Source organism: Enterococcus mundtii (assembly GCF_002947535.1).
Lineage (GTDB): Bacteria > Bacillota > Bacilli > Lactobacillales > Enterococcaceae > Enterococcus_B > Enterococcus_B mundtii_B.
Map to the genome: position 1 here is coordinate 1 of NZ_PUAP01000065.1, position 9,505 is coordinate 9,505.

Annotated in this window: 11 protein-coding genes; 10 read left to right on the forward strand and 1 reads right to left on the reverse strand. The window is 35.4% G+C overall.

The features are described from left to right. The first annotated feature begins 131 nt into the window (after nt 1-131). The 10 genes from CUS89_RS15695 (at nt 132) to CUS89_RS15740 (ending at nt 8,993) form a co-directional block, all read left to right on the forward strand. A complete protein-coding gene (locus CUS89_RS15695; protein ID WP_104872790.1) occupies nt 132-425 on the forward strand; it encodes an ArsR/SmtB family transcription factor in 294 nt (97 codons plus the stop codon). Nucleotide 426: 1 nt separating this feature from the next. Continuing rightward, nucleotides 427-798 carry an arsenite efflux transporter metallochaperone ArsD gene (gene arsD, locus CUS89_RS15700; protein ID WP_000049327.1) on the forward strand — a complete coding sequence of 124 codons (372 nt, stop codon included), beginning with the start codon at nt 427-429 and terminating at the stop codon, nt 796-798. Between the two features lie 133 nt (nt 799-931). After that, nucleotides 932-1,297, forward strand: a complete 366-nt coding sequence (arsR, locus tag CUS89_RS15705) for an As(III)-sensing metalloregulatory transcriptional repressor ArsR (protein ID WP_002367032.1) — start codon at nt 932-934, stop codon at nt 1,295-1,297. Between the two features lie 35 nt (nt 1,298-1,332). Beyond that, complete coding sequence (gene arsA, locus CUS89_RS15710; protein ID WP_002409705.1) at nt 1,333-3,075, forward strand: arsenite efflux transporter ATPase subunit ArsA; 1,743 nt, start codon at nt 1,333-1,335, stop codon at nt 3,073-3,075. A gap of 79 nt (nt 3,076-3,154) precedes the next feature. Further along, the gene (gene arsB / locus CUS89_RS15715) at nt 3,155-4,234 is read left to right on the forward strand and encodes an ACR3 family arsenite efflux transporter (protein ID WP_221180421.1); all 1,080 of its coding nucleotides are present in this window, start codon (nt 3,155-3,157) and stop codon (nt 4,232-4,234) included. A 29-nt stretch (nt 4,235-4,263) separates the two neighbouring features. Next, entirely contained in the window at nt 4,264-5,319 is a 1,056-nt protein-coding gene (gene arsB / locus CUS89_RS15720) for an arsenite efflux transporter membrane subunit ArsB (protein ID WP_003744449.1), read from the forward strand. 20 nt (nt 5,320-5,339) lie between these two features. Then, on the forward strand, nt 5,340-7,013 hold the full coding sequence (locus CUS89_RS15725) for an FAD-dependent oxidoreductase (RefSeq protein WP_002333375.1): 1,674 nt from the start codon (nt 5,340-5,342) through the stop codon (nt 7,011-7,013). A gap of 24 nt (nt 7,014-7,037) precedes the next feature. Continuing rightward, nucleotides 7,038-7,217, forward strand: coding sequence for a hypothetical protein (locus CUS89_RS15730; RefSeq protein ID WP_002333374.1), 180 nt, complete (start codon nt 7,038-7,040; stop codon nt 7,215-7,217). A 77-nt stretch (nt 7,218-7,294) separates the two neighbouring features. Beyond that, the gene (locus CUS89_RS15735; protein WP_002372158.1) at nt 7,295-8,230 is read left to right on the forward strand and encodes an ABC transporter ATP-binding protein; all 936 of its coding nucleotides are present in this window, start codon (nt 7,295-7,297) and stop codon (nt 8,228-8,230) included. Next, nucleotides 8,223-8,993: an ABC transporter permease gene (locus tag CUS89_RS15740; protein ID WP_002415744.1), complete on the forward strand. Its 771-nt coding sequence runs from the start codon at nt 8,223-8,225 to the stop codon at nt 8,991-8,993. The genes CUS89_RS15735 and CUS89_RS15740 overlap by 8 nt, the downstream gene beginning before the upstream one ends. A 112-nt stretch (nt 8,994-9,105) precedes the next feature. Here CUS89_RS15740 and CUS89_RS15745 read toward each other — a convergent pair whose 3' ends face one another. Further along, nucleotides 9,106-9,348 (reverse strand): CHAP domain-containing protein, encoded by a 243-nt coding sequence (locus tag CUS89_RS15745; RefSeq protein ID WP_104872791.1) that lies wholly within the window; start codon nt 9,346-9,348, stop codon nt 9,106-9,108. Nucleotides 9,349-9,505: the final 157 nt, after the last annotated feature.

Sequence of the window (9,505 nt, forward strand, 5' to 3'; positions counted from 1 at the left end):
TTTCTATTATTCTACCTTATCTGATAGTAGATTTAAAACTTTGCAACAGAACCGAATATAACTACTCATTGACAAAACATAGATAAAGTTCTATATTAAATATAGATGAATATCTATGTGGAGGTGAGAATATGGATTATTTAGGATTATCAAAAATTATGAAGGCAATTGCAGAGCCTAATAGACTTCAAATATTAGATATGATTTCAACTGGTGAAAAGTGTGCATGTGATATTTTGAATAATTTTGATTTTACTCAGCCGACACTATCACATCATATGAAGGTTTTGATTGAGGCGGGAGTAGTAACCGCACGTAAAGAAGGCAAATGGCAATATTATTCTCTGGTAACAGAGAACATTGAAGAATTTCAAGAATTAATACATCAGATATTGAATACAAAACAAAAAGAAGGAGTTATGTAAAATGAGTAAAGTATCGTTGTACGAACCAGCAATGTGTTGTGACACAGGAGTTTGTGGTCCCGGAGTAGATACGGAATTGCTTCGAGTTTCCTCTATTATTCAAACATTGGAAAAAGCCGATGGTGTAGAAGTAGAGCGTTTTAATTTAACAGGTAATCCTGCGGCATTCGTAGAAAATGAAAAAATTGGAGAGTTGTTACAGTCTAAAGGAGCCGACATACTACCAGTTGTTTTATTAGATGGTGAAATTGTGAAAATGGCTGGTTATCCGTCAAATGAGGAGTTTAGTGTCTATACTGGTGTTAATTTCTCAGAGGATAAGAAAGAAGAACAATCAAATAGTTGCTGCTCTCCATCATCTGGATGTTGCTAAAACGAAGAAACTAATGCCTATGAGAAGAGATTCTCATAGGCTTTTTTATTAAGTGAGACAGAATCTATTGACAATAGATAGATGAACATCTATATTATATATAGAAGAACTTCTATGTATGGTGGGATGAAAGATGGATTATGAATTAACAGCAAAAGTTTTTAAAGCATTAGGAGACCCAAAAAGGGTTCAAATTGTGGATATGCTCTCTTGTGGTGAGCGTTGTGCATGTGATTTATTAGAGCATTTTGAATTTACACAACCAACACTTTCCCATCACATGAAAGTGTTAATGAATGCAGGGATTGTTCAAGCCAGAAAATCAGGGACATGGCACAATTATTCATTGAATGCGGAGAATATGAAAGTATTATCTGGTGTCATTCAAACAATCATTCAAAACACAGATGACTGTATTTGTCATACGATTGATAATGCTGCATGTTCTTGTGAGGTTAAAGGGAGAGTAACAGCTACAAAGAAAGTAACAACTGCTTAGAATGATGATGTTAAATTTAAAGGAGGAAACCAAACATGAAATTGTACCAACCAGATCAGCTACCATTAACAAAGTATCTATTTTTTACAGGAAAGGGAGGTGTTGGTAAAACAACGACTGCTTGTGGCACTGCTACTTATTTAGCAGATAGTGGGAAAAAAGTTATGTTAGTCAGTACCGATCCAGCAAGTAATTTACAAGATGTTTTTCAAACAGAATTAACAAATAAAGGGAAAGAAATTCCAGAAGTTCCGGGATTAACTGTAGCAAATTTTGATCCTGTAACAGCAGCTGATGACTATAAAGAAAGTGTTGTAGGACCATTTAGAGGGAAACTACCTGATTCTGCTTTAGCGAATATGGAGGAACAATTATCTGGTTCTTGTACAGTAGAGATTGCTGCATTTAATGAATTTTCTGGTTTTTTAACTGATCCAGAAGCAGAGAAAAAGTATGATTATATTATTTTTGATACTGCCCCAACAGGTCACACGTTAAGAATGTTACAGTTACCATCTGCATGGAGTAATTTTATGGATGAAAATACAACAGGAGCCTCTTGCTTAGGTCAATTATCTGGTTTAGGTGATAAAAAGGAAATTTATGAGCATGCTGTAGCCACATTAGCTGATGGAGCAAAAACAACTTTAATGCTTGTAACAAGACCACAAAAGGCACCACTTTTAGAAGCAGATCGAGCTTCTAAAGAATTACAAGAGATAGGCATTGAAAATCAAGTCTTATTAGTGAATGGCGTCTTAGAGGAAGCAACAGATAAAGTATCTCAATTGATTTATGATGGACAACAAGAAGCGTTGGCACAAATGCCAGAGAGTTTGAAAGCTTTTCCTGAGTACAGTATTCCTTTACGTTCTTACAATGTGACTGGTGTTGAAAATCTACGCCAATTGTTGAAATCCAATCAAGGTGAATTTTTAACTGAAATAGTCACACCAAGAGCATTTCCTAGATTGAAAGACATCGTGAATGAGTTGCATCAATCTGGTAAAAAAGTGATTTTTACAATGGGTAAAGGTGGCGTTGGGAAAACGACTATTGCTGCGGCAATTGCCACTGGTTTAGCAGATAAAGGCAAGAAAGTTCATTTGGCTACAACCGATCCAGCTGCTCATTTACAATTTGTGATTTCTGAATCCGATCAAATCAAGGTGAGTCATATCGATGAGGACAAGGAATTAGCAGATTATACAGAAGAAGTATTAAGCAAGGCTCGTGAAACGATGTCACCAGATGATGTTGCTTATGTAGAAGAAGATTTACGTTCGCCTTGTACACAAGAAATCGCTGTATTCAGAGCTTTTGCAGAGATTGTGGATGATGCCGATTGTGATGTGGTAGTTATTGATACCGCACCAACAGGACATACATTACTATTACTTGATTCTACCCAAAGCTACCATAAAGAAGTAGAGCGGACATCTGGTGAAGTACCAGAATCAGTGAAACGTCTCTTACCTCGTTTGCAAGATGGAAAAGAAACCGAAGTGGTCATGGTCACTTTACCTGAAACAACACCTGTTTATGAATCTATGCGACTACAGGAAGACTTGGATCGAGCAGGCATTGCTCATACATGGTGGGTCGTGAATAACAGTATGTTAACAAGTGGTACAACAAATCCAATGTTACTAGCCCGAGCACAAAATGAAAATACATGGATTGATAAAGTAGCAGAATTATCTAATAATCATTATGGGGTTGTAGAATGGCATGCAGAAGAAATCTCTGGAGAAGCACTACACAATATATTGAATTAGAAGCATTTTATTTTTTTTATTGATAGATAGAAATTTTTCTATCTATCATGCACTTATTTGAATTTTATGATGGAGGAAGATGATGATGGAAAAAGAAGAACAAAAAGGATTGGGAATATTTGAAAAATATTTAACGCTTTGGGTGGCTTTGTGTATGGTTACGGGTGTTTTAATTGGGAAATATTTGCCAGCTGTTCCAGCAACTTTAGGGAAATTCGAGTATTATCAAGTATCTATTCCAACAGCAATCTTAATTTGGTTGATGATCTATCCGATGATGTTGAAAATAGATTTTACTAGTATTGTTAATGCAGCTAAGAAACCTAAAGGTCTGATTGTAACCTGTACAGTGAATTGGTTAATTAAACCATTTACAATGTACGCCATTTCAGCTTTTTTCTTTTTCGTTGTATTTAAAGGGATTATCCCAAATGATTTAGCCAAAGAATATGTCGCAGGAGCTGTATTGTTAGGTGCGGCACCTTGTACTGCAATGGTCTTTGTTTGGAGTTACTTAACTAAAGGAGATCCAGCTTATACATTGGTTCAAGTTGCGATTAATGATTTAATTATTTTAGTGTTGTATGCGCCAATCGTTGCTATTTTATTAGGTGTTGGAAATGTAGCTGTTCCAATTAATACGTTGATCTTATCGACTGTTTTATTCGTAGTGATTCCACTTCTTTTAGGTGTTGTCACTCGAACAGTCATTATAAAAAATAAAGGACTTCATTATTTTGAAACAGTCTTTCTAAAGAAATTTGATAAGGTTACAATTATTGGGTTGCTTTTAACGCTAGTGATTATTTTTTCTTTCCAAGGTGAAAGAATCTTGAATAATCCACTGCACATTCTTTTAATTGCAATTCCGCTAACCATTCAAACACTATTGATTTTTGCTATTGCGTATACATGGGCGCGCTTTTGGAAGTTGCCTCATTCGATTGCTGCTCCGGCAGGCATGGTTGGAGCTAGTAATTTCTTTGAATTATCTGTAGCAGTAGCCATCTCACTATTTGGTTTACAGTCAGGGGCAACATTAGCAACAGTAGTGGGCGTATTAGTTGAAGTACCAGTCATGTTGCTATTAGTTAAAGTTGCGAATAGTACAGTTGGATGGTTTCAAAAAAATGAGTTACCTCAATCGTTAAGAAGCTAGTTTAAGAAGACTAAATTTATTACTTGGAGATGTTGATTGTGGCAGGTGTAACAAAAAAATTATCATTATTAGATCGTTATTTAACCCTCTGGATTTTTCTTGCAATGGGTTTTGGGATTGGATTAGGTTATTTTGTACCAGAGGTTGTGACAGGAATAAATAAACTGGAAGTTGGAACAACTTCTATACCTATTGCGATAGGCTTGATATTAATGATGTATCCACCGTTAGCTAAGGTGAAATATGAAGAGATGTGGCGTGTCTTTAAAGATTGGAAGGTTTTATTATTATCACTTTTCCAAAACTGGATTGTCGGTCCCATTTTAATGTTTATTTTAGCTGTTGTCTTTTTACATGATTATCCTGAGTATATGGTAGGGTTAATTATGATTGGTCTGGCTCGTTGTATTGCAATGGTGATTGTGTGGAGTAACTTAGCTCAAGCGGACAATGAGTATACGGCAGGATTAGTGGCGTTCAATTCCATTTTTCAAATTATCTTTTATTCAGTGTTTGCCTATATTTTTGTGACAGTTATTCCGGGATGGTTAGGCTTAGAAACGCATGCTGTTTCAATTGGAATGGGTGAGATTGCAACAAGTGTTTTCATTTATTTAGGTATTCCTTTCATTGCAGGCTTTTTATCTCGTTGGATTCTAATAAAGAAAAAAGGAAAGAAATGGTATGAAGAAAAATTCATTCCTAAGATTAGTCCAATTACATTGGTTGCCTTATTATTTACAATTGTTGTGATGTTCTCCGTTAAAGGAGAAAAAGTCATTGAACTTCCAATGGATGTAGTAAGGATTGCCATTCCATTACTCATTTATTTTGTCCTTATGTTCTTTGTTTCATTCTTTATTTCTAAACGTATGGGAACCAGTTATCCAATTGCAGCTTCATTATCGTTTACCGCAGCGAGCAATAATTTTGAATTAGCAATTGCGGTAGCAGTTGGCGTATTTGGTATTAATTCAGGGGAAGCCTTTGCAGCAGTAATTGGTCCACTAGTGGAAGTTCCGGTTTTGATTGGTTTAGTAAATGTAGCATTGAAATTTAAGCAAAAATATTTTAAGCAAACTTAAAAAAGGAATGAGGCATCTTTATGAAAATTGTGATTATTGGTTCAGTAGCAGCTGGGACAAGTGTGGCTGCAAAGGCTAGACGAAATACAGAGGAAGCAGAGATTGTTGTCTATGACCAAGATAAGGATATTTCCTATTCAATTTGTGGGATTCCTTATTATATAGGGGAGGAAGTTGAAGAGTTAGATAAGTTGACCCCTAGAAATGCTGCATGGTTTAAGAAGCGCTATAATGTAGATATTTTTACAGAGCATCGAGTGACAGCTATTCATCCTGAAACTCGAACGCTTGAGGTTGAGAATCTTCAAACAAAGGAGAAGAAAACCGAATCCTATGATGAATTGGTTTTAGCAACAGGAGCCAAACCGATTGTGCCAGAGATTTTTAAAGCACAACAAGCCAATAGAAATCTTTTTCGTGTTCGTAATATTCAAGATGCTGCTGCAATTCACTCATTTATTGAAAAAGAAAAGCCGCAACAAGCCACAATTATTGGTGCAGGCTTTATTGGATTAGAAATGGCAGAGCAATTGGTTCATAAAGGAATAGAGGTAACTATTATTCAACGTGGCAATCAAGTCATGAAACAAATGGATGCTGATATGGCTTATCGTGTCCAAAAGGAGCTTGAAAAAAATCATGTTAAGCTTCAATTGAATACAACGATCACAAAAGTAATGGAGAAGGATGGCTACATTACTGAATTAGCAACCAATCAAGAGCAAACAATCAAATCGGATTTAGTCATTCTTGCAGCTGGTGTTACTCCGAATACTTCACTTATTCAATCGACAACTATTCAATTGGGAAAATCTGGTGCGATTAAAGTGAATAAGAAAATGCAGACAACGGTACCACATATTTATGCGGTAGGAGATGTTGCTGAGAGCTATTCTGTCATTACAGATAAACCAATATATCGCCCACTTGGATCAACTGCTAATAAGATGGGTAGAATTGCTGGTGATATCATCACAGGAGGAACACTGGAACATCGTGGTATTTTAGGAACTGGTATTGTTCGAGTTTTTGATTTAGCGGTTGCATATACTGGTTTAACAGAAAAAGAAGCTAAATTAGAAGGATTAGAGACAGCTATTCTTTATAATATTAAGCCAGATCATGCGGACTACTTAGGTGGAAAAGAGCTGACAATCAAAGCTTTAGCAGATAAAAGTAGCGGGAGAATTCTTGGAGCTCAGATTATTGGAGAGCAAGGTGTAGATAAACGAATTGACGTAATTGCCACTGCAATTTCATTTGGTGCAGTAGCAGAAGATTTGTTCCATTTAGATCTTGCTTATGCACCACCATTTGCGACAACGAAAGACCCCGTTCTTTATACTGGAATGGCGTTAGATAATGCAATAAGCAATGGAACACCTTTAATGACCCCAACTGAATTGATTGAGCGACAAGCAAGTGGAGAACAACTGCAAATTATTGATACTCGTTCCAAAAAACAATATGAAATTTCTTGTGTTAAAGGGGCTATCCATATTCCATTAGCAGAAATACGTGATAGAGTGGCGGAGCTAGATAAAAATGTAACAACAATCACGTATTGTAATAAGGGCGTAACTGGAAATGCTGCTCAAAATATCCTGTTAAACGAAGGATTTAAAGAAGTCTATAATTTATCTGGAGGAAATAAAAATTACCAGATAATTGCCCAAATGCTCGCCTCTAACTGATTTAATGATGAAGGGATTAAATAGATGACAGAAGAAAAAAGAGCGTTGGCAAGACTTGCTGGTATCTTGGGAGCTTTCCTCGCTGCCAAACTATTAAACTATCAAATAAATGTTGGTATATTTGTAAATTTTGTTATAATTGTTGTGGTTCTATATGTTTTAGCTAAAAAAAGAGAATCTAAAGCTAAAGAAGACAAAAAATAGTTTGTCGCAAATGCAGTTGCACCTTGACTGCATTTGTTTTTTGACAAAAGAAATATAAGTAAGGAGGTAATGAGTAAATAAGCTATGCACTAGATTTAAAAGGCTTAAAAAAAGTATATGCGACCGGTGTTGAGGCGCTGCGTGGTATTGATTTAACTGTAGAAGAAGGAGATTTTTACGCACTGCTAGGTCCAAACGGTGCTGGAAAATCAACAACAATTGGAATTATTACCTCACTTGTTAATAAGACTGCTGGTCAAGTGAAGGTTTTTGATTATGATATTGATAATGATTTAGAGCGAGCAAAGCAACAGATTGGTCTTGTGCCGCAGGAATTTAATTTTAATCCGTTTGAAACGGTTCAACAAATTGTAGTAAATCAAGCAGGATATTATGGTGTCTCAAGAAAAGAGGCACTGAAACGTAGTGAAAAGTATTTGAAGCAGTCCAATTTATGGGAGAAAAGAAACGTTCGTGCCCGTATGTTATCTGGAGGGATGAAACGAAGACTTATGATAGCTCGAGCATTAATGCACGAGCCACGTCTGCTAATTCTTGATGAACCAACTGCTGGAGTGGACATTGAGCTTAGAAGAGAAATGTGGGCATTTTTAAAAGAGTTAAATGAAAGTGGCACAACAATCATTCTTACAACTCATTATTTAGAAGAAGCAGAGATGCTTTGTCGTAACATTGGAATTATTCAATCAGGTGAGCTAATTGAGAATACAAGTATGAAAGCACTTCTATCAAAACTACAATATGAGACTTTCATTTTTGATTTAGATAGCTACGACAAAAAGCCTGTGATAAAAGGTTATAAGCACTTTTTTGAAGATGATCTAACACTTGCTATAGAAGTTGAACGAAATCAGGGAGTTAATAATATTTTTGAGCAGCTCAATCAGCAAAATATCAAGGTTCTTTCTATGCGCAATAAATCAAATAGATTGGAAGAGTTGTTCTTAAAAATTACCGAAGACAAACATCAAAAGGAGGAGAAAAATGTTTAGTATCTACTTTACAGCACTTAAAAGCTTAGCAGTTAAGGAAACCAACCGTTACCTACGGATATGGGTACAAACTTTAGTGCCTCCTGTTATTACGACCTCATTATATTTTGTTATTTTTGGAAAAATGATTGGTGGTCGTATTGGTGATATGGGCGGCTTCTCCTATATGGAATTTATTGTACCAGGTTTAATTATGATGTCTGCAATCACAAGTTCTTACGCAAATGTTTCTTCATCTTTCTTTTCTCAAAAATTCCAAAAGAATATTGAAGAGCTATTAGTTGCACCTGTACCCACACATGTTATTATTTGGGGATTTGTTATTGGTGGACTGGGTAGGAGTATCTTAGTTGGGACATTGGTTACAGTCATTTCTCTATTTTTTGTTCCACTTCATGTTTATTCATGGTTTATTGTGGTGATTACATTATTGATGACTGCAATTTTATTTTCATTAGCAGGCTTAATTAATGGTGTTTTTGCACAATCTTATGATGATGTTTCAATTGTACCAACATTTGTTTTACAGCCATTAACTTATTTAGGTGGTGTATTTTACGCCATTTCAATGTTGCCGCCATTCTGGCAGGCAGTATCGAAAATTAATCCAATTGTTTATATGATTTCAGGATTTCGTTATGGATTTCTTGGAACGACAGATGTACCAATTATGGTTTCAATTACAATATTAATCCTTTTTATCATCGTTCTTTATGCAATTTGTTATTATTTAGTAGATAAAGGAAAGGGATTAAGAAGTTAATAATTAAAAGACAGTTATTAGAATTAGCTCTTACCTCTAACATATTTGTGGAGATAAGAGCTTTTTTATTTTATTTCATGAAGATTGTATTTTAATGTATCAAAGAATTTGATTATGGTGTCCCATATCCCATGATATAAGGACTGTTTTTTTCATAACTTAGTTTAGCAATTTTGTCTCCTGAATTACCTTCAATTGTGTAAACAATGTTATTTTCTACTTTCTCAACAATTCCTACATGGTCGCTAACAGAATCACCATCCCAGTCAAAAAAGATGATATTACCACTTTTAGGCAAATTACCTTTTCCCAACCACTGATTTTTAGCTTTAAAATTTTCGGTTCTGTTGCACAGTTTTAAATAAAGAATAAAATCCCTTACGGTATCTATGATTTAAGCTGGGATTCCCAATAATACCTTGATTTCAGTACAGACCGAAAACCCGAAGAGAGTGCCTTCTTTTCGGGTTTTCTTATATAATCCTCGAATGGCTTCCATGCCTTTAATCGTG

Coding starts and splice junctions, on each gene's coding strand:
- CUS89_RS15695 (WP_104872790.1), top strand. CDS start 132: ATGGATTATTTAGGATTATCAAAAATTATGAAGGCAATTGCAGAGCCT.
- arsD (WP_000049327.1), top strand. CDS start 427: ATGAGTAAAGTATCGTTGTACGAACCAGCAATGTGTTGTGACACAGGA.
- arsR (WP_002367032.1), top strand. CDS start 932: ATGGATTATGAATTAACAGCAAAAGTTTTTAAAGCATTAGGAGACCCA.
- arsA (WP_002409705.1), top strand. CDS start 1,333: ATGAAATTGTACCAACCAGATCAGCTACCATTAACAAAGTATCTATTT.
- arsB (WP_221180421.1), top strand. CDS start 3,155: ATGATGATGGAAAAAGAAGAACAAAAAGGATTGGGAATATTTGAAAAA.
- arsB (WP_003744449.1), top strand. CDS start 4,264: ATGTTGATTGTGGCAGGTGTAACAAAAAAATTATCATTATTAGATCGT.
- CUS89_RS15725 (WP_002333375.1), top strand. CDS start 5,340: ATGAAAATTGTGATTATTGGTTCAGTAGCAGCTGGGACAAGTGTGGCT.
- CUS89_RS15730 (WP_002333374.1), top strand. CDS start 7,038: ATGACAGAAGAAAAAAGAGCGTTGGCAAGACTTGCTGGTATCTTGGGA.
- CUS89_RS15740 (WP_002415744.1), top strand. CDS start 8,223: ATGTTTAGTATCTACTTTACAGCACTTAAAAGCTTAGCAGTTAAGGAA.